This is a genomic window from Pseudomonas capeferrum (assembly GCF_013523055.1).
Classification (GTDB): Bacteria; Pseudomonadota; Gammaproteobacteria; order Pseudomonadales; family Pseudomonadaceae; genus Aquipseudomonas; species Aquipseudomonas capeferrum_A.
In genome coordinates, this window is sequence record NZ_JAAMQM010000009.1 from 120974 (window position 1) to 139597 (window position 18624).

An 18624-nucleotide genomic window follows, 5' to 3' on the forward strand; every position below is an offset into this window, starting at 1 on the left:
AACACCATGAATACCGCCGTGAACGTCAATGTCGTGCATGAGTCCGAAGCCCAGCGCCAGCATGCCCGAGTGCGCATCCCGGCCAAGCTGCGTCTGCTGGATGAGCGTCAGCCCCACGACGTCAAGGTCGACGACCTCTCGGCCGGTGGCCTGAGCTTTCACGCCAGACAACCGCTGACCTTGGGCCAAGTGCTGCGCGCTCGCCTGCTGTTCGTGGTGGACAACCTGGGGCTGTCGATGGATGTCGAACTGCAGGTGCGCTCCCACGACCCCTCCAGCGGGCGTACCGGCGCGCAGTTCCAGAACCTCGAGCCCCGCGATATCGCCACGCTGCGACATATCATCACCACGCACCTGTCTGGCGAACTGATCAGCGTCGGCGACGTGCTCAGCACTCTGCAACGTGACAACTTCACCAAGGCACGCAAGCAGAAGGACAACGGTTCGGGCCTCAGCGGTTTCGCTCGCCTGCGCGCCGTGGCCGTCAGCCTCGGCGTGTTCGCCGTCGGCGTGGCGGCGTTCGGTTTCATCGCCAAGTCGATGTACGGCTTGTACTTCGTCAGTCACGCCCAGGCAGGCGTGGTCTCCGTGCCCATGACCCAGGTCACCATGCCGCGCGACGGCACCGTGCAGAGCCTTGTGGAAGACGGCGGCCAGGTCGTCAAGGGTGCGCCGCTGGCCTCCTTCAGCACGAGCATGCTCGATCTGCTCAAGGGCCACCTGGACGAGCAACAGCTGGAGCCGGCCAAGGTTGAAGAGCTGTTCGGCAAGCAGATGAGCGGGACCTTGACCAGCCCCTGCGATTGCGTGGTTTCTCGTCAGTTGGTCGATGACGGCCAGTACGCCAGCAAGGGCCAGGTAATCTTCCAGCTGGTGCCACGCACCACCGAAGCGACAGTCGAGGCACGCTTCAGCTACCGCCAGTTCGATGAAGTGAAGCCGGGTACCCCGGTCAACTTCCAGGTCGCCGGTGAAGATGAAGTGCGCACCGGACGCATCGTCAGCAGCACCAGTCTGGACAGCGACAGCCTCGCGTCCGACATCCGCGTGCAGATCAAGCCCGACAGCATCCTGCCCGCCGAACTCGCCGGTCGCCCGACCTCGGTCGACAGCGATCGTGGGCCGTCGTTGGGCTGGTTGATCGACAAAGCCGCGGCCCGCGGGCTCTGAGGGAATCCCGGCATGAATCCTGTAGATTGCCTACCGGCAACCACCCTGCCACACCCCGTAGACGCGGCGGTTCGCCGATGCGACTTGTCCGGCGCTCGAGCGCGCAATGCCCGCCCATCGCCACGACACCTCGGTCTCTACGCCATGGCCCTGACCATCGGCCTTGCCGGCTGTGCCGGGCTGCCCGATCAGCGCCTGGCCAACGAAGCGCTCGAACGCGGTGACACAGCCCTGGCCGAGCGCAACTACAAGGCCCTCGCCGACTTGGGCTACAGCGACGCCCAGGTCGGCCTGGCGGATATCCAGGTAGCCACCCGCGACCCGCGACAGCTGCGCGAAGCCGAGGCCACCTACCGCGCCGCGGCCGCCACTTCACCGCGTGCCCAGGCGCGTCTCGGCCGCCTGCTGGTGGCCAAGACCGACAGCACCCAGGCCGAACGCGAAGAAGCCGAGACCCTGCTCAAGCTCGCGGCCGCGCAAGGCCAGGGCAATACACTGGTCCCTCTGGCGATGCTCTATCTGCAGTACCCGCAAAGCTTTCCGCAGGTCAATGCCCAGCGGCAGATCGATCAATGGCGAACAGCCGGTAATCCTGAAGCGGCCTTGGCGCAGGTTCTTCTCTATCGCACCCAGGGCACTTACGACCAACACCTTGGCGAGGTCGAGACGATCTGCAAGGCCGCCCTGCAAACCACGGACATCTGCTACGTCGAGCTCGCCACCGTCTACCAGAAGCGCGCGCAAGCCGACCAGCAGGCCGCGCTGATCGAACAGCTCGAGGCCGCCTATACCCGCGGCAACGTATCCGCGAGCCGCGTCGACAGCGTGGCCCGTGTCCTGGCTGATCGCGGCCTCGGCCAGACCGACGAGAAAACCGCCCAGAGACTGCTCGAGCAGGTAGCGCCGGCCAATCCACCGTCCTGGGTGAGTCTGGCGCAGTTGCTCGCCGACTTCCCCGAACTGGGCGACACCGAGCAGATGCTCGGCTACATCGAAAAAGGTCGCAACGCCGAACAGCCGCGCGCCGACCTGCTGTTGGGTCGCCTCTACTACGAGGGCAAGACGCTCCCCGCCGACGCCGCCAAGGCCGAGACACACCTGCTCGCCGCCGCCGATGCCGGGGAGACCAGTGCCCATTACTACCTGGGCCAGTTGTACCGCCGCGGCTACCTGGGCAGCGTCGCGCCGCAGAAAGCCGTCGACCACCTGCTCAGCGCCGCCCGCGCCGGCCAGCTCAGCGCCGACTATGCCTTGGCGCAGCTCTACAGCGAAGGCCATGGCATCGCCCAGAACCCTGGCCATGCCTGGATCTTCGCCCAGTTGGCGCAGGCCAACCCGACGCCGCAATCGACCGAGCTGCTGCAACGACTCGACCAGCAACTGACGCCTGAGCAACGCAGCCAGGCCCAGCGCCTGCTGGAGCGGGAAAAGCAGGCGCGGGGCGCCATGGGGCCGGTCAATGGCAGCGCCCTGGCCATGCAAGCCCTGCAAGAAGACGACGGCGAGGACGCCCTATGACGCTCAATCCTTTCATGAAGGCCGGCATCGGCCTGGGCTGCGCCCTGCTCTGGTCATGCCCGACCCTGGCCCTGGAAACGGCCGAGAAGAACTTCGGCCTCGACGTGAAGATCACCGGCCAATCCGAGAGCGACCGCGACCTGGGCACCCGATCGGGCGGTGACGTCAGCGGCATCGGCCTGGACCTGCGCCCCTGGGTCTATGGCGAGCGCGGCAACTGGAGCGCCTTCGCCATGGGCCAGGCGGTCGCGGCGACCGACATCATCGAGACCGACACCCTGCGCCAGTCCGACGACGGCAGCGAAGTGCGGACCGGCGACGACAGCCGCAAGGCCGACAAGAGCTACCTGGCCCTGCGCGAATTCTGGATCGGCTACAGCGGCCTCACTCCCTATCCGGGCGAGCAACTGCGCCTGGGCCGCCAGCGTCTGCGCAATGACGATGGCATGTGGCGCGATACCAATATCGAAGCCTTGAACTGGACCTTCGACACCACCTTGCTGCGGGCCAACCTGGGCATGGCCCAGCGTTTCAGCGAATACCGCACCGACCTTACCGAGCTGGCTCCGGAGGACGAGGATCGCCTGCACGTCTACGGCGACATCGCCACGCAGTGGACCCCAGGGCACTGGGTCGGCCTGCGCGCCCACCACACCCATGACGACGGCACGCTCAAGAGTCCTGGCGAAACCGTCGACGGGCTGGACAAGACTCGCACCGGCGACCTCACTTGGCTCGGCCTGGAAGCCGACAGCGATGCCTACAACTGGCGCAACCCCAACACCGTCAACTACTGGGGTAGCCTGACCTGGCTGACGGGTGACCGCGACACGCTCGGCAGCGAGACCGTCAACGGCGAGCAGGTCGCCACCGGCAAGCAGAGCGGCGACGTCAATGCCTGGGCCACCGACCTGGGTATCCGCCTGCGCCTGGACCCCAACTGGCAGGTCGGCGCCGCCTATGCCCGCGGCAGCGGTGGCGGTGGCAGCGATGGCTCCGGCAACTACGAACAGACCGGGCTGGAAAGCAACCGCTCCAACTTCACCGGGACCCGCTCACGCATCCATCGCTTTGGCGAGGCCTTCCGCGGCGAGCTGGGCAACCTGCAGGCCGCCACCCTGTTCACCTCCTGGCAACTGCGCGACGACTACGACGCCAGCCTGGTCTACCACAAGTTCTGGCGCGTGGATGACCAGCAGAACATCGGCGGCAGCGGCATCAACGCACTGGTCGAGGACAACGGCATCAACCGTCCGCTGGTCAACGGCGAGAAGGATCTGGGCCAGGAGATGGATCTGGTGGTCACCAAGTACTTCAAGCAAGGCCTGCTGCCGGCCGCGCTGAGCCAGTCGATCGACGAACCGTCGGCGCTGGTGCGCTTTCGCGGCGGTGTCTTCAAGCCAGGCGACGCCTACGGCAAGGAGGCGGATTCGTACATGCACCGCGCCTTCGTCGACGTCATCTGGCGGTTCTGAGACCGGGAGTGCATTGACATGAACCTTCATCACCGCCTTCGTCTCAGCGTCCTGACCAGCGTCCTGCTGCTGATCAATGCGAGCCCGGCCCTGGCCGCGGAACCCGCCAAGCTGGCCAAGGAGCTGCAACAGGCCAAGACCTACACCATCAGCAGCGCGCCGATCGAGCCCTTGCAGATCGACCCGCCGACCTTGCCCGACCTCAGCGGCTATACCGCCGAAGCCGTGCAGAAGAAGATCAACCGCAGCCGCCCAGGCAAGGTCAGCGTGCGCCGCATGCTGCAGGAAGAATCGCTCAAGGAGTTCATCGGCGGCGACAACAAGGCCGCCGAGTGGGTCCAGCGCCAGCATGGCATCCCCCAGGCGATCTTCATCGATGACGGCCATGTCACGCTGGAGCAGCTGGGCAGACAGGTACCCCGCCAATACCTGCGAGAGACCGCGCCAGGCGTCTACCTGGCACGTCTGCCGATCGTGATAGGCCAGAAGGGCGTGCTGGAAATCGATGGCAAGGTCAAGGAACTGCGTCTGTCGGAGGAAGCTGGCGCGTTCATGGTCAACGACGGCAAGCTGTTCGTCACCGATACCCAGGTGACCGGCTGGCGCGAGAAGGACAATGGCCCCGCCACGTTCCGCTCGCCCGAGGCGTTCCGTCCCTTCCTGTTGTCCTGGGGCGGCACCGAGACCTACATCGTCAACAGCAAGATGGCCAGCTTCGGCTACGCCAAGAGCAAGTCCTACGGCGTGAGCATTTCCCAATACACGCCGAACATGGCCAAGCGCATGGGCCGCGCGGAGCCGACCGGCTGGATCCTCGGCTCGGAATTCAGCGACATGTGGTACGGCTTCTACTGCTACGAGACCAGCGACTTCGTGGTCAAGGACAGCACCTACCGCGACAACATCGTCTACGGCATCGACCCGCACGACCGTTCGCGGCGCCTGATCATCGCGGGCAATACCGTCCATGGCACGCGCAAGAAGCACGGGATCATCATTTCCCGCGAAGTCAACGACAGCTGGATCATCAACAACAAGAGCTATGACAACAAGCTCTCGGGGGTGGTGATCGACCGTAACAGCGTCAACAACCTGATCGCCTACAACGAGATCTACCGCAACCACACCGACGGCATCACCCTGTACGAGAGCGGCGACAACCTGATCTGGGGCAACAAGCTGATCAGCAACCGTCGCCACGGTATCCGCGTGCGCAACAGCGTGAACATCCGGCTGTACGAGAACCTGGCCATGGCCAACGGCCTGGTCGGCGTCTATGGGCACATCAAGGATCTGTCCGACACTGACCGCGATATCGCCCTGGACCCGTTCGATACCAAGGTCTCGCTGATCGTCGTCGGCGGCGAGCTGGCCGCCAACGGCAGCGGCCCGTTATCGATCGACTCGCCCCTCTCCGTCGAACTGTACCGCGTCTCCATGCTGGCCCCGCGCAAGTCCAGCGGTATCAGCCTGAACGGTGTGCTGGGCGAGCGCCAGGACGAGATTCTCGACCTGCTGGTACGCCAGCGGAAGGCGGTATTGATCGACCCGGTCGAACGCCAGACCGAAATGCTGGATTGAGGAAGCCACGACCATGACCCCCCACCTGATCAAACTGCTCGGTCTCGGCGCCGCGTTGCTGGCTACCAGCCAGGGCCTGCGCGCCGCCGACATCAAGGCGCCGACCTTCACCGCCGAGCCCTGCTGCCAGCTGTGCCCGCAGGCGCACGACGCCAGCCGCTACACCACGCGCTACCAGCAGAACTTCACCACCCTGGTACAGGCCCAGGGCGACTGGCTGTTCCGCACCCGCGAAGACCTGCGCACCGAATTCGATACTTCGGCGTCCGGCTACAAGCGCCTGCAACAGGTGCACGATGCCTTCAAGGCGCGCGGCATCGAATTGGTGCTGGTGTATCAGCCGACCCGTGGCCTGGTGAACCGCAACATGCTCAAGCCCGAGGACAAGGCTGCCTTCGACTACCAGAAGGCATTGCACAACTACCAGGCCATGCTCGGTCGGTTCAGCAAGATGGGCTACAAGGTTCCCGACCTGTCGCCGCTGACCAACGAGCAACTGGCCGCCGCCGACCAAGGCAAGGATTTCTACTTCCGCGGCGACCAGCATTGGACGCCCTATGGCGCCGAGCGCGCGGCGAAGATCGTGGCGGACACGGTGCACGGGATGCCCGCGTTCGCCGATATCCCGCGCCGTGAGTTCGAAAGCCACAAGTCCGGGCGCATGGGCAAGACCGGCACCTTGCACAACGTCGCCGGACAACTGTGCAACACCAGCTATGCCGTGCAGTACATGGACCAGTTCACCACCGAACCCAAGGGCGAAAGCGGCGGCGACGACCTGTTCGGCGACGCCGGCAACCCGAAGATCACCCTGGTCGGCACCAGCCACAGCGGCAAGAACTACAACTTCTCCGGTTTCCTGCAGCAGTACATTGGCGCCGACGTGCTCAACGTCGCTTTCCCGGGCGGGGGTCTGGAAGGCTCGATGATCCAGTACCTGGGCAGCGACGACTTCAAGAACAACCCGCCGAAGATCCTCATCTGGGAGTTCTCGCCGCTCTACAGCCTTGACCAGGAGACCATCTGGCGCCAGATCCTGGCCCTTCTGGACAACGGCTGCGAAGACCGCCCCGCGCAGATGAGCGCCAGCGCCGTGCTCAAGCCCGGCAAGAACGAACTGATGGTCAACGGCAAGGGTGGCGTGATCAAGGACCTGGTCAACCGCGATCATCAGCTCGATATCCGTTTCGAGGACACCTCGGTCAAGACCCTTCAGGCCACCCTTTGGTACCTCAATGGTCGTCACGAAGACATCAAGATCGACAAGCCCGAGACCTCCGACACCGACGGCCGCTTCGTCTTCCAGCTGCGCGAGGACGAGGACTGGGCGAGCCAGACCGTGCTCGCCGTCGAAGTGCAGGGCCCGGAAAGCGGCAGCCAGAAGATCGAGGCCAAGCTGTGCAAACGCAACCATTTTGCCGACGCCGCGCAGCGTACCGCGCAGGCCGGCCAGTGAGGCGACCATGAAGATTCCACGCAAGCTGACCGCTCCCGCGCTGCTGGCCCTGATGCTGTTCGGTACCGGCGCCCAGGCGGCCCTGGTGCCTCCCCAGGGCTATTACGCCGGGATCGAGAAGATCAAGACCGGCAAGAACACCTTTCGCTGTGAGGCCGTGCCCGCGCCCCATACCGGCTCGCTGCAGTTTCGCAGCAAGTACGAAGGCTCTGACAAGGCCCGGGCGACGCTGAACAAGATGTCGGAAAAAGCCTTTCGCGATTCCACCGCGAATATCACGACCCTCGAGCGGGGCGTGGCCAAGATGGTCGGCCAGTACCTGCGCGACGGTCGCCCGCAGCAGCTCGACTGCGCCCTGGCCTGGCTAGGCGACTGGGCCAGGGCCGATGCGTTGACGTCCCGTGACTACAACCACACCGGCAAGTCCATGCGCAAATGGGCGTTGGGCAGCCTCAGCGGCGCCTGGCTGCGCCTGAAGTTCTCCAACTCGCAGCCGTTGGCCGCGCACCAGACCGAGGCCGAGGCGATCGAGAAGTGGTTCGCGCGCCTGGCCGAACAGACGGTGCGCGACTGGAGCGACCTGCCGCTGGAGAAGATCAACAACCACAGCTACTGGGCGGCCTGGTCGGTCATGGCGACCGCCGTGGCGACCGACCGCCGCGACCTGTTCGACTGGGCGGTGAAGGAATACAAGGTCGGCGCCAATCAGGTCGACGAGCAAGGTTTCCTGCCCAACGAACTCAAGCGCAAGCAACGCGCCCTGGCCTATCACAACTATGCCCTGCCTCCGCTGGCGATGATTGCCAGCTTCGCCCAGGTCAACGGCGTGGACTTGCGTGGCGAGAACAATAACGCCTTGCAGCGCCTGGCCCAGCGGGTGCTGACCGGTTCGCAGGACCCAAGCGCATTCAAGACCCGCAATGGCGAGAAGCAGGACATGAAAGACCTGAAGAGCGACAGCAAGTACTCGTGGATGGAGCCGTATTGCAGCCTTTACCGGTGCAATGCCGACACCCTCCAACGCAAGCGCGGCATGCAGCCGTTCAACAGCTTCAGGTTGGGCGGTGATCTGACCCGGATCTATGACCCGAGTGCAGAGATCAAGCAATGAGTTGAGCCCATTGAGGGAAAGAACCCTGTGGGAGCGGGCTTGCCCGCGAAGAAGACACTGCGGTGTCTGGCAAGGGCTTCGCCCTTGTTCGCGGGCAAGCCCGCTCCCACAGGAATACGAAGTGCTCTCCGGTTTTGTATTGGGGGGTTTGGGGGGCGTTTTGCCCTGAATGCTGTGAACAAATTAGGAGAACCGGGATGGTCTTTTCGTCCAACGTGTTCCTGTTCCTGTTCCTGCCGGTGTTTCTCGGCCTGTACTACCTGAGCGGGCAGCGCTACCGCAACCTGCTGCTGCTGATCGCCAGCTATGTCTTCTATGCCTGGTGGCGGGTGGACTTCCTCGCCTTGTTCGCCGGGGTCACCCTGTGGAACTACTGGATCGGCCTGAAAGTGGGTGCCGCGGGCGTGCGTACCAAGCCCGCGCAGCGCTGGCTGTTGCTGGGCGTAGGTATCGACCTGGCTATCCTCGGCTACTTCAAGTACGCCAACTTCGGCGTCGACAGCCTCAACGCGATCATGAATTCGTTCGGTCTCGAACCCTTCATCCTCACCCATGTGCTGCTGCCCATCGGTATCTCGTTCTACATCTTCGAGTCGATCAGCTACATCATCGACGTATACCGCGGCGATACCCCGGCCACACGCAACCTGATCGATTTCGCGGCTTTCGTGGCGATCTTCCCGCACCTGATCGCAGGCCCCGTGTTGCGCTTCAAGGACCTGGTCGACCAGTTCAACAACCGCACCCATACCCTGGACAAGTTCTCCGAAGGCTGCACCCGCTTCATGCAGGGCTTCATCAAGAAAGTGTTCATCGCCGACACCCTGGCGGTCGTCGCCGACCATTGCTTCGCCTTGCAGAACCCGACCACGGGCGATGCCTGGCTCGGCGCCCTGGCCTACACCGCGCAGCTGTACTTCGACTTCTCCGGCTACAGCGACATGGCCATCGGCCTGGGCCTGATGATGGGGTTCCGCTTCATGGAAAACTTCAAGCAGCCCTACATCAGCCAGTCGATCACCGAGTTCTGGCGGCGCTGGCACATCAGCCTGTCGACCTGGCTGCGCGACTACCTCTACATCACCCTGGGCGGTAACCGCAAAGGCACCTTCAACACCTACCGCAACCTGTTCCTGACCATGTTGCTCGGCGGGCTCTGGCACGGTGCCAACTTCACCTACATTCTCTGGGGCGCCTGGCACGGCCTGTGGCTGGCGATCGAGCGCGCGCTGGGCATCGACAGCAATCCGCAGCGCTTCAACCCGATCAAGTGGGCCTTCACCTTCCTCCTGGTGGTGACGGGATGGGTGCTCTTCCGCGCCGAAAACCTCGCCGTGGCCGGGCGCATGTACGGCGCGATGTTCAGCTTCGGCGAGTGGCAACTGTCGGAACTCAACCGCGCCAACCTGACTGGGCTGCAGGTCGCGACGCTGGTCCTGGCCTACGCCACCCTGGCGTTTTTCGGCCTGCGCGACTTCTACCGCAATGCCACTCCGCCGCCCAAGGCCACCCCGGTCGCCGTGAACGCGGATGGCTCACTGAGCCTGGACTGGACGCGCGTCATGGTGCGCGCGCTGGTCCTGCTGCTGTTCGTTGCCTCGATCCTCAAGCTGTCGGCGCAGAGTTATTCGCCGTTCCTCTATTTCCAGTTCTGAGGCAGATGCCATGACCCGGACCTTGCGTATCTTCTACTCACTGCTGTTCCTGGCCCTGCTCCTGGCGCTGGGCCTGTGGTCCCTGGGCGGGCTGGACGGTTTCCAACGCACCGCGCAGATGACCGTGCTCAACGGTCGCCTGGCCAAGGCGGCAGAGACCCATTACGACGAGCACTTCCCGATCAAGCGCATTGGTACCAACCTGTGGGCGGCGCTGGATTTCAAGCTGTTCAATGAAGGCCGCCCGGGCGTGGTGCTCGGCCGTCATCAATGGCTGTTCAGCGACGAAGAATTCAAGCCGAGCGCTGAGGCCGACGCGCTGATGCAAGAGAACCTGGCCCTGGTGCGCGGTGTACGCGACACCCTGCGCCGCCACGGCAGCGAGCTGGTCCTGGCAATCGTCCCGGCCAAGGCGCGGGTGTATGCCGAATATGTCGGCGAGCAAGCGCCTGCCAGTCTGCACGACGACCTGTACAACCGCTTCCATGCCCAGGCGCGCCAGGCAGGTGTGTTCGCCCCTGACCTGCTGGCGCCCCTGCAACAGGCCAAGGACCGTGGCCAGGTATTCCTGCGCACCGACACCCACTGGACGCCGATGGGCGCCGAGGTCGCTGCCCAAACCCTGGCCGAAGCGGTCGGACGTCAAGCCCTGCTCAGTGGCGAGCCGCAGGTCTTTGTCACGCAAACCGGCAAGACTGCTCCCTACAAAGGCGACCTGACCAACTTCCTACCGCTCGAACCGCTGTTCAGCGACCTGTTGCCAGCGCCCGATCGCTTGCAGCAGCGCAGCACTCACCCCGCCGTCGCCGAGGACGTCGGCGAAGACGCGTTGTTCGCCGATGACCAAGTGCCGGTGGCGTTGGTCGGCACCAGCTACAGCGCCAACCCGCACTGGAATTTCCTGGGCGCGCTGCAGCAGGCCTTGCGCAGCGACGTGGTCAATCACGCCGAAGACGGCCATGGACCGTTGTTGCCGATGCTCAAGTATCTGCAGAGCGATGCCTTCAAGAACGGCGCTCCGCAGGTCGTGGTGTGGGAATTCCCGGAACGCTACCTGCCCATGAAGAACGACCTCGGCGCCTTCGACCCGAACTGGATCGCACAGCTGAAAAACACCCGCAATACCGAAGCAAACCTGGCCCTGTCGTCCAATCGGACGGACCACTGAAGAGGAAAACGAACATGACCACCAAGCCCTCCATCACCAAGGCTTTCACCCTCGCCGCCGGCCTGAGCCTGCTCTCGCTCCAAGCCATGGCGGGTGCCGATGCGGCGCTCTATGGCCCTAGCGCGCCGAAGGGTTCGTCCTTCGTGCGCGTCTACAACGCGACCAGCGCCCCCGTCAGCGCCACTGTCGGCAACACCGCCATCGATCAGGTGAGTGCCCAGGGCAGCAGCGACTTCAGCTTCATGCCCCAAGGTGACTATAGCGCCCGGCTCGGCAGCCAGACCGTGCCGGTCAAGCTGGCTGCCGACCACTACTACACCCTGGTCAACACCGGCAGCGGAAAGCCGCAGTTGATCGAAGAGCCACCGTTCAAGAACAAGCAGAAAGCCTTGGTTCGGATGCAGAACCTCAGCAGCCAGCCACTCACGCTGAAGACCGCCGACGGCAAGACCGAAGTGGTCAAGCCGGTCGCCGCCAGCGGCCGTGGCGAACGCGAGATCAATCCGGTCAAGGTCAACCTGGCGCTCTATCAGGACGGCAAGAAAGTCAGCGACGTGAAGCCTGTCGCCCTCGAGCGCGGTGAAGCGGCCGTGCTGTATGTCACCGGCTCCGGTAACGCACTGTCGCCGGTCTGGGTTACCCGTCCTGTAGCGACCAACTGATTCCCGACACCTATCGACCTTTTTGGAGAAACGACATGATTCCGGTAATTCTTTCTGGTGGTAGCGGTTCCCGTCTCTGGCCTTTGTCGCGCAAGCAGTTCCCCAAGCAGTTTCTGGCGCTCACCGGGGAACATACCCTGTTCCAGCAAACCCTCGAGCGACTGGTCTTCGAAGGCATGGATGCGCCGATCGTGGTGTGCAACAAGGACCACAAGTTCATCGTCCAGGAGCAATTGACCGGGTTGGACCTGGAGACCCAGGCCATCCTCATGGAGCCCTTTGGTCGCAACACCGCGCCGGCGGTGGCCATGACCGCGATGAAGCTGATCAACGACGGGCGTGACGAACTGATGCTGGTCCTGCCGGCCGACCATGTGATCGATGACCAGAAAGCCCTGCAACGCGCCCTGGCCCTGGCCACCGTGGCCGCCGAACGAGGCGAGATGGTGCTGTTCGGCGTGCCGGCGACCAAACCCGAAACCGGCTACGGCTATATTCGCTCCAGCCAGGATGCCCTGTTGCCCGAGGGCATCGCGCGCGTCGCCCAGTTCGTCGAGAAGCCTGACGAGAAGCGGGCCAACGAGTTCGTGCGTGCCGGCGGTTACTTCTGGAACAGCGGTATGTTCCTGTTCCGTGCCAGCCGCTTCCTCGAGGAGTTGAAGAAGCACGACCCGGACATCTACGACACCTGTGTGCTGACTCTGGAGCGCAGCCAGGACGACGACGATACCTTGAGCATCGACGAGGCCACCTTCGCCTGCTGCCCGGACAACTCCATCGACTACGCCGTGATGGAAAAGACCGAGCGCGCCTGCGTGGTGCCGCTGTCGGCGGGCTGGAGCGACGTGGGTTGCTGGTCGTCGTTGTGGGATGTGCACGAGAAGGATGACGACGGCAATGTCACCAAGGGCGACGTGGTGGTGCAGGACAGCCGCAACTGCATGATTCATGGCAACGGCAAGCTGGTGTCGGTGATCGGCCTCGAGAACATCGTGGTGGTCGAGACCAAGGATGCCATGATGATCGCCCACAAGGACAAGGTCCAGGGCGTCAAGCAGATGGTCAACACGCTCGACCGGCAAGGGCGTAGCGAGACCCAGAACCATTGCGAAGTGTACCGTCCATGGGGCTCCTATGATTCGGTGGACATGGGCGGCCGCTTCCAGGTCAAGCACATCACCGTCAAGCCGGGCGCCAGCCTGTCGCTGCAGATGCACCATCACCGCGCCGAGCACTGGATCGTGGTATCCGGTACCGCCGAAGTGACCTGCGACGAGAAAGTGTTCCTGCTGACCGAAAACCAGTCCACCTACATCCCCATCGCCTCGGTCCACCGCCTGCGCAACCCTGGCAAGATCCCACTGGAGATCATCGAAGTGCAGTCCGGCAGCTACCTTGGCGAAGATGACATCGAGCGCTTCGAGGACGTCTATGGACGCTCGACGCCTATCGAGCGCGGGATTTCGGTCAAGACTATCGCGCAGTAGCGCAGCGTAGGTCTCGAGCGGTCGCAACGAGCAGCGCGGTGTCGTCGGCAGCGATGGCGACAGCGCGCTCAGGGACAGGTACTTGCCGCTCGGGGCGTGTGGCTACAAGATGGGCGGACCCTGAAAAAGAGGTCTGCACATGCTTATCGGTGCCCTGCTGATCCTGACCTGGCTGGTATTGCTCCTGCGCTATCCGGCCAAGGCGTTGTCCATTTCCCTGGCTGCCGCGCTCGGTCTGGGCCTGATTGCCTTATGGGTGGTCTGGCAGGACCATCGCGAGGCGACCCAACTTGCCCGGCTGGACCTGCGCCTGGACTATGCACCCCAGCAATGTCCACCGGACCGCGCCCTGCGGGTACGGATGAAGAACAGCAACGACGTCCCGCTTCGGACCCTGCGCTGGCGCGTGGCGGCCTATGCCCCCGGGGACACGGTCAACCTTGCCGAGAACATGTACAGCACCCCGCGCTACCGAGGTCCTGGCGAGTTGCAACCGCAGGTCGAATGGAGCGATTGCCTGCCATTGCCGCCACTGCGCCCGGGTTATCGGCCGCAGACGCTGGAGTTTCGGGCGGAACATGTGCAGGGGAGTTTCACGGATTGAAGGTTGACCTGTTCGTCCTATACCCTTTTCAGCAGACCAGCAGTCGCTGCCAACAATATGATGCACAGTGTCATGCAAATGGCATTGGTCCCTGCCCAACCCAGGGTGCCGAGCAGCAGTGAAGGGGTAAAAGCGCCAAGGGTTGCGAAGACCGCGATGGCCAGGTCGTTCTTGCCCTGCATCCGGATGGCTCCAGGGGTATTTTGCATGGCTTGAGCCAGGAGCGCCCCGCCTCCGACATAGGTCAGATTCCAGCCTAGCCCGAGGACGACCAGCGAAAAGGTCATTACCGCATGACTGTTCGCTTCCATGTTGGTAGCGGCGCAGCCAATCAACATGATCAGGCCTGCGCAAATGGTGGTTTTTATCCCAAGTTTCTGGATGATCGCGCCAGTAAAAAAGGAAGGTGCGAACATGGCGATCACATGCCACTGAATCGCGAGACGGATATCCGAGAAATCTTCATGCATATGTTTCATGTGCATCGAAGCCTGGATCATCAGCAGGTTCATCACCCCATACCCCAGCGCCGCGACTGACATGGCAATCATGATCGACGAGGTCATGGAAGGCTGGTGCCCTTGCGCGGATGCTTCTCGCTCTCCATGCGCCGTAGACAAGACGAGATCGTCGGGCAGGCAAACGGCTATGAGTAACGACAGGGCCGCCAGGCCGATGAACGAGGCATAACAGAGCGAAAACAGGGCATAACCGCCCACGTCTCGCAGCAACTCGGTAAGGGCAGGCCCGACCACGGCGGCAATGACGCCGCCGGCCACCACCCGTGATATGGCCTTGGGCTTCAGCGTCCGGTCCAGGTTGTCGGTCGCGGCGAATCGGTTGAAGTTCGCGAACGCGATATACACTCCAAGCGCTGCATGGCTGACCACGAGCATCGAGAAATGCCCGTGTTCGACTGCCCAGAAGCCGCTCAGACCCGATATCACCAGCGGGAGGTTGCCCAGCATGAACGCTTTTTTCCGGCCGATTCTGCTCATCAACCTGGAGGCCGGATACGTCGCCAGCATCAGGAAAAGAAACTGGAAGCCATAGGGCACCGTCGATAACCGTGCCGCGGGGGCCAGTGCCGAGCCGACGACAGCTGCCATGGTCACCGACATCACAGCGGTAGTCAGGTTGATAGACTGCGCGGTGAAGTACAGGTACGTACGTCGTGGAAGTGTGCTCGTCATAGGGAGTGCTCAGGGTAGAGAGACAAATCGATTTCCGCGTCGGGAAACGCTGGGAGACGCATACTCGCATTTGCCCGACCGCCGCAGGCACACAGTCGACAGTCCTTCTGGCTAACTGTTAGCCTGTTTTTTCTATCAGTTCGCTGGATTCCCTTATGAGTTCCGATGCCTTTCACGAAGTGCTGAAACAGCGCCTTGAGGCAGGAGAGTGGTCGGCCGGGCAGCGAATGCCGTCGATCAGAAAGCTGGCCTCGATCGCAGGCGTCAGCTACCACACCGTGGTATCGGCCTACGCTCGCTGCGTGAGTGAAGGCATGCTGTCAGCCTCCGCCGGACGTGGTTTTTTCGTGATCGGCGGGGTAACGCAGGCAAGCCCGCGCGAACCCGAGGGCATGAGTGCGGATCCGCTGTTCAAGCTTCTGCAAGGCGGGCCGCATTACACCAAGCTGGGATGCGGCTGGCTGCCGCCAGCGTGGCGCGACACCGAATTGCTGGCCAAGGCCATTCGGCGCACAGCGCGGCTGGAGCAGAGTTCGTTGGCCGAGTACGGTGACATTTCGGGCTATCTACCCATGCGCAAACAGTTGTGCATGCACCTCAAGCGCTTGACCCGTATCGACATTCGGCCGAGCCAGGTGCTTACCACCTTGGGAGCGACACAGGCCTTGGACCTGGTCGCTCGGTTATTGATCAAGCCTGGGGATCATGTATTCGTAGACGAACCAGGCAATGGGAACTTGATCAGGCTGATCGAGTTGGCTGGCGGTCAGGTCGTCGGCGTGCGGCGGACCCAGGACGGGCCGGATACTGCCGAGATGGAAAGTTACCTGGCCAAGCACTCCGTCAAAGCCTTTTTCTGCAACAGCACCTTCCATAATCCGACCGGCAGCAATATCAGCCCGCACACTGCCTTCAAGGTCTTGCGCCTGGCAGTGGAGCACGGGTTTCATGTGGTCGAAGATGACGTCTATGGCGACTTCAGCCCCACTGTCCGCCAGACGTTCGCCGAATTGGATAATTTGCAGCGAGTGATCTACATCGGCAGTTTTTCCAAATGTCTCTCCGCGTCGCTGCGCGTGGGCTACATCGCCTGTTCGCCAGAACTCATGGAACCGCTGACACGCCTGAAGCTGCTGACCTGCGTCGCGGTTCCGGCGTTTTGCGAGCGGTTCGTCAATACGATTCTGGCCGATGGCACCTATGCCCGGCACATGAAGAATCTTCAGCAGCGGCTGATCAGGCAGCAGGTCCAGACCCAACGGTCCTTGCAGGGCAGAGGCTGGAAATTCGATATCGTCCCGCAGGGCGGCATGTTCATCTGGGCCTACCATCCCGACCTCCCCGATCTGGGGCACTTCGTGAACAAGCTCGAGCGGCACAAGATTCTGTTGATGCCGGGTTCGGCGTTTTCGGTGACGCGCGATTATCAGCGGTTCGCGCGTATCAACTGCACGCACTTTTCCGACGCACTCGAGGAGCACTTTTCGGTTCGATAGCGGCGGATCCCCGTCACGGTCTGGATGTGCGAAGCGGTTCAGGCCTTACCGCCCCTGGTAACCCTCGGTTTGTCGAAGCGGTACTGTGAAAACGCTATGATCATCCACCCCCACTTGCGAAGGTCCCGTCATGCCTACCGTCCTGATCACTGGCTGTTCCAGCGGCATTGGCCGCGCGCTGGCCGATGCGTTTCGCGATGCCGGCCACGAAGTGTGGGCGACCGCGCGCAAGGAAGAGGACGTCGAGCGATTGGGCGCATCCGGATTCGCCGCACGGCAGCTGGACGTCAATGACGAACAAGGCTTGCAGCGCCTGGCCGCGGAGCTAGAAGACCGCCATGGCGCCCTGGACATCCTGATCAACAACGCGGGCTACGGCGCCATGGGGCCGCTGCTGGATGGCGGCGTCGAGGCCATGCGCCGGCAATTCGAGACCAATGTCTTCGCGCTGGTCGGCGTCACTCGTGCGTTTTTCCCATTGCTGCGTCGTTCGCGTGGGCTTGTGGTCAATATCGGCAGTGTCTCCGGGGTGCTGGTCACGCCTTTCGCGGGCGCCTATTGCGCTTCCAAGGCCGCGGTGCACGCGTTGAGCGATGCCCTGCGCCTGGAATTGGCACCGTTCGAGGTCAGGGTCATGGAAGTGCAGCCGGGCGCGATCGACTCGCAGTTCGCCAACAATGCCCAGCATCAGGCCGAACAATTGGTGAACGCCAGTTCGCCGTGGTGGCCGCTACGCCATCAGATCCAGGCTCGGGCTCGCGCATCGCAGGATCGTCCGACACCTGCAGCGGTGTTCGCCCAGGGCGTCCTGGCGGCGGCCGGCAAGCAGCCGATCCCGGCACTCGTACGGCTGGGCAATGGCAGTACCGCGCTGCCGCTGCTGGCGCGGGTTCTGCCGCAACGCTTGCTGGACAAGATCCTGCGCAAGCGTTTCGGCCTCATGCGACCACTCTAGGCGATCGACCGCAGCACGCCACCGTCGACGCGCAATGCCGCGCCGGTGGTGGCACTGGCCTGCACGGACGCCAGGTACACCACCATGTTCGCCACTTCCTCCACCGTCGCCAGGCGCTTGAGCAGCGAGGTCGGACGGTGCTCGGCAAGGAAGCTGGCCTCCAGCTCATCGGTGGAGGCACTCTGTTCTCGAGCCAGCTTGGCAAAGAAATCACCCACGCCTTCGGAGCGGGTAGGTCCCGGCAACACCGCGTTCACCGTCACCCCGGTGCCCGCCAAGGTCTCGGCCAAACCACGCGACACCGCCAAGAGCGCGGTCTTGGTCATGCCGTAATGAACCATCTCGGTCGGGATCTGCAGCGCCGACTCGCTGGACAGGAAGATCACCCGCCCCCATTTGCGCTCGGCCATGCCCTGGGCGTAGTGGCGCGACAGACGCACCGCACTGAGCACGTTGACGTCGAAGAAACGTTGCCAGTCCTCGTCGTCGATGTCGAAGAATGGCTTGGGCTCGAAGATGCCGAGGCTGTTGACCAGGATGTCGGTGTGCGGCACCTGGTCGAACAGCTTTTGCGCGCCATCCTTGCCGCTCAGGTCGGCGGCGATGCCGATGATGCGAGCCTGGGGCAAGCGCTCGCGGATGAACTTGAGGGCCTCGTCGACACGTGCCTGGGTGCGCCCGTTGACGACCACTTCGGCGCCGGCCTCGGCCAGGCCCGTGGCGATGGCCAGGCCGATGCCCGCGGTGGAGCCGCTGACGATGGCGCGTTTGCCGTTCAGGGAAATGTGCATGTTTGCCTCCTGGGGTTATCTGTGAATGCCTGGAGCAGTCACAATGGATTCAGATCCAGGAACCATCTGTTTTCCTGGCTGAGGTTTGCTGTGTTGCGGCTGGCCTTTCACGAGAAACCTGGTCTCGGTCAGCCAAGGAAAGGCCTTCGATGTTCATGGCTTGAAGCTTATCGTTCAGGCGATGGGCTTTGCTGTGTTGCTGCTGGCCTCATCGCGGGACAAGCCCGCTCGCCACCTGGATGCGCCGCGCGTCAGTGGCGTCCCGCGATGAGGCCAGCGGCAACGCAGCAAATCTCACCTTC

15 protein-coding genes are annotated in these 18624 nt (G+C 63.2%); 13 read left to right on the forward strand and 2 right to left on the reverse strand.

Features of this window, described 5'->3' with window-relative positions; genetic code table 11:
* Nucleotides 1-6: 6 nt before the first annotated feature.
* From G7009_RS12115 to G7009_RS12165, 11 genes are all read left to right on the forward strand, one after another.
* A complete protein-coding gene (locus G7009_RS12115) occupies nucleotides 7-1170 on the forward strand; it encodes an alginate biosynthesis protein Alg44 (RefSeq protein WP_181130315.1) in 1164 nt (387 codons plus the stop codon).
* A 144-nt stretch (nucleotides 1171-1314) separates the two neighbouring features.
* Nucleotides 1315-2688 carry an alginate biosynthesis TPR repeat lipoprotein AlgK gene (algK, locus tag G7009_RS12120; protein ID WP_181130415.1) on the forward strand — a complete coding sequence of 458 codons (1374 nt, stop codon included), beginning with the start codon at nucleotides 1315-1317 and terminating at the stop codon, nucleotides 2686-2688.
* Nucleotides 2685-4163, forward strand: a complete 1479-nt coding sequence (locus G7009_RS12125; protein WP_181130316.1) for an alginate export family protein — start codon at nucleotides 2685-2687, stop codon at nucleotides 4161-4163. Before algK ends, G7009_RS12125 begins: the two co-directional genes overlap by 4 nt.
* 18 nt (nucleotides 4164-4181) lie before the next feature.
* Nucleotides 4182-5744 carry a mannuronan 5-epimerase AlgG gene (gene algG / locus G7009_RS12130; RefSeq protein ID WP_181130317.1) on the forward strand — a complete coding sequence of 521 codons (1563 nt, stop codon included), beginning with the start codon at nucleotides 4182-4184 and terminating at the stop codon, nucleotides 5742-5744.
* Nucleotides 5745-5757: 13 nt separating this feature from the next.
* Nucleotides 5758-7200, forward strand: a complete 1443-nt coding sequence (locus tag G7009_RS12135) for an alginate O-acetyltransferase (RefSeq protein ID WP_181130318.1) — start codon at nucleotides 5758-5760, stop codon at nucleotides 7198-7200.
* Between the two features lie 7 nt (nucleotides 7201-7207).
* Nucleotides 7208-8311, forward strand: a complete 1104-nt coding sequence (locus G7009_RS12140; RefSeq protein ID WP_181130319.1) for a mannuronate-specific alginate lyase — start codon at nucleotides 7208-7210, stop codon at nucleotides 8309-8311.
* 197 nt (nucleotides 8312-8508) lie between these two features.
* Nucleotides 8509-9966, forward strand: a complete 1458-nt coding sequence (locus G7009_RS12145; protein ID WP_181130320.1) for an MBOAT family O-acyltransferase — start codon at nucleotides 8509-8511, stop codon at nucleotides 9964-9966.
* A gap of 10 nt (nucleotides 9967-9976) precedes the next feature.
* Nucleotides 9977-11134 (forward strand): alginate O-acetyltransferase, encoded by a 1158-nt coding sequence (locus G7009_RS12150; protein WP_181130321.1) that lies wholly within the window; start codon nucleotides 9977-9979, stop codon nucleotides 11132-11134.
* Nucleotides 11135-11148: 14 nt separating this feature from the next.
* Nucleotides 11149-11796 (forward strand): alginate O-acetyltransferase AlgF, encoded by a 648-nt coding sequence (locus tag G7009_RS12155; RefSeq protein ID WP_181130322.1) that lies wholly within the window; start codon nucleotides 11149-11151, stop codon nucleotides 11794-11796.
* Between the two features lie 35 nt (nucleotides 11797-11831).
* Entirely contained in the window at nucleotides 11832-13283 is a 1452-nt protein-coding gene (locus G7009_RS12160; protein ID WP_181130323.1) for a mannose-1-phosphate guanylyltransferase/mannose-6-phosphate isomerase, read from the forward strand.
* Nucleotides 13284-13422: 139 nt separating this feature from the next.
* Entirely contained in the window at nucleotides 13423-13887 is a 465-nt protein-coding gene (locus tag G7009_RS12165) for a multidrug transporter (protein ID WP_181130324.1), read from the forward strand.
* A gap of 17 nt (nucleotides 13888-13904) precedes the next feature.
* Here the strand turns inward: G7009_RS12165 and G7009_RS12170 are convergent, their stop codons facing one another.
* Nucleotides 13905-15080, reverse strand: a complete 1176-nt coding sequence (locus G7009_RS12170) for an MFS transporter (protein ID WP_181130325.1) — start codon at nucleotides 15078-15080, stop codon at nucleotides 13905-13907.
* A 155-nt stretch (nucleotides 15081-15235) separates the two neighbouring features.
* Between G7009_RS12170 and G7009_RS12175 the strand changes: the two genes are divergently transcribed.
* Together G7009_RS12175 and G7009_RS12180 are read left to right on the forward strand one after the other, a co-directional pair.
* Nucleotides 15236-16576: an aminotransferase-like domain-containing protein gene (locus tag G7009_RS12175; RefSeq protein ID WP_181130326.1), complete on the forward strand. Its 1341-nt coding sequence runs from the start codon at nucleotides 15236-15238 to the stop codon at nucleotides 16574-16576.
* A 130-nt stretch (nucleotides 16577-16706) separates the two neighbouring features.
* Nucleotides 16707-17531, forward strand: coding sequence for an SDR family oxidoreductase (locus G7009_RS12180; protein ID WP_181130327.1), 825 nt, complete (start codon nucleotides 16707-16709; stop codon nucleotides 17529-17531).
* Here G7009_RS12180 and G7009_RS12185 read toward each other — a convergent pair.
* Nucleotides 17528-18322 (reverse strand): SDR family NAD(P)-dependent oxidoreductase, encoded by a 795-nt coding sequence (locus tag G7009_RS12185; RefSeq protein ID WP_181130328.1) that lies wholly within the window; start codon nucleotides 18320-18322, stop codon nucleotides 17528-17530. The two genes, G7009_RS12180 and G7009_RS12185, sit on opposite strands and share 4 nt — an antisense overlap.
* Between the last annotated feature and the right edge of the window lie 302 nt (nucleotides 18323-18624).

What these genes read in the sequence shown, in the direction of transcription:
- G7009_RS12125 (WP_181130316.1), top strand. Translation starts at nt 2,685, where the DNA reads ATGACGCTCAATCCTTTCATGAAGGCCGGCATCGGCCTGGGCTGCGCC.
- G7009_RS12140 (WP_181130319.1), top strand. Translation starts at nt 7,208, where the DNA reads ATGAAGATTCCACGCAAGCTGACCGCTCCCGCGCTGCTGGCCCTGATG.
- G7009_RS12175 (WP_181130326.1), top strand. Translation starts at nt 15,236, where the DNA reads ATGAGTTCCGATGCCTTTCACGAAGTGCTGAAACAGCGCCTTGAGGCA.
- G7009_RS12135 (WP_181130318.1), top strand. Translation starts at nt 5,758, where the DNA reads ATGACCCCCCACCTGATCAAACTGCTCGGTCTCGGCGCCGCGTTGCTG.
- G7009_RS12115 (WP_181130315.1), top strand. Translation starts at nt 7, where the DNA reads ATGAATACCGCCGTGAACGTCAATGTCGTGCATGAGTCCGAAGCCCAG.
- G7009_RS12185 (WP_181130328.1), bottom strand. Translation starts at nt 18,322, where the DNA reads ATGCACATTTCCCTGAACGGCAAACGCGCCATCGTCAGCGGCTCCACC.
- G7009_RS12165 (WP_181130324.1), top strand. Translation starts at nt 13,423, where the DNA reads ATGCTTATCGGTGCCCTGCTGATCCTGACCTGGCTGGTATTGCTCCTG.
- G7009_RS12155 (WP_181130322.1), top strand. Translation starts at nt 11,149, where the DNA reads ATGACCACCAAGCCCTCCATCACCAAGGCTTTCACCCTCGCCGCCGGC.
- G7009_RS12145 (WP_181130320.1), top strand. Translation starts at nt 8,509, where the DNA reads ATGGTCTTTTCGTCCAACGTGTTCCTGTTCCTGTTCCTGCCGGTGTTT.
- G7009_RS12170 (WP_181130325.1), bottom strand. Translation starts at nt 15,080, where the DNA reads ATGACGAGCACACTTCCACGACGTACGTACCTGTACTTCACCGCGCAG.
- G7009_RS12180 (WP_181130327.1), top strand. Translation starts at nt 16,707, where the DNA reads ATGCCTACCGTCCTGATCACTGGCTGTTCCAGCGGCATTGGCCGCGCG.
- algG (WP_181130317.1), top strand. Translation starts at nt 4,182, where the DNA reads ATGAACCTTCATCACCGCCTTCGTCTCAGCGTCCTGACCAGCGTCCTG.
- G7009_RS12160 (WP_181130323.1), top strand. Translation starts at nt 11,832, where the DNA reads ATGATTCCGGTAATTCTTTCTGGTGGTAGCGGTTCCCGTCTCTGGCCT.
- G7009_RS12150 (WP_181130321.1), top strand. Translation starts at nt 9,977, where the DNA reads ATGACCCGGACCTTGCGTATCTTCTACTCACTGCTGTTCCTGGCCCTG.
- algK (WP_181130415.1), top strand. Translation starts at nt 1,315, where the DNA reads ATGGCCCTGACCATCGGCCTTGCCGGCTGTGCCGGGCTGCCCGATCAG.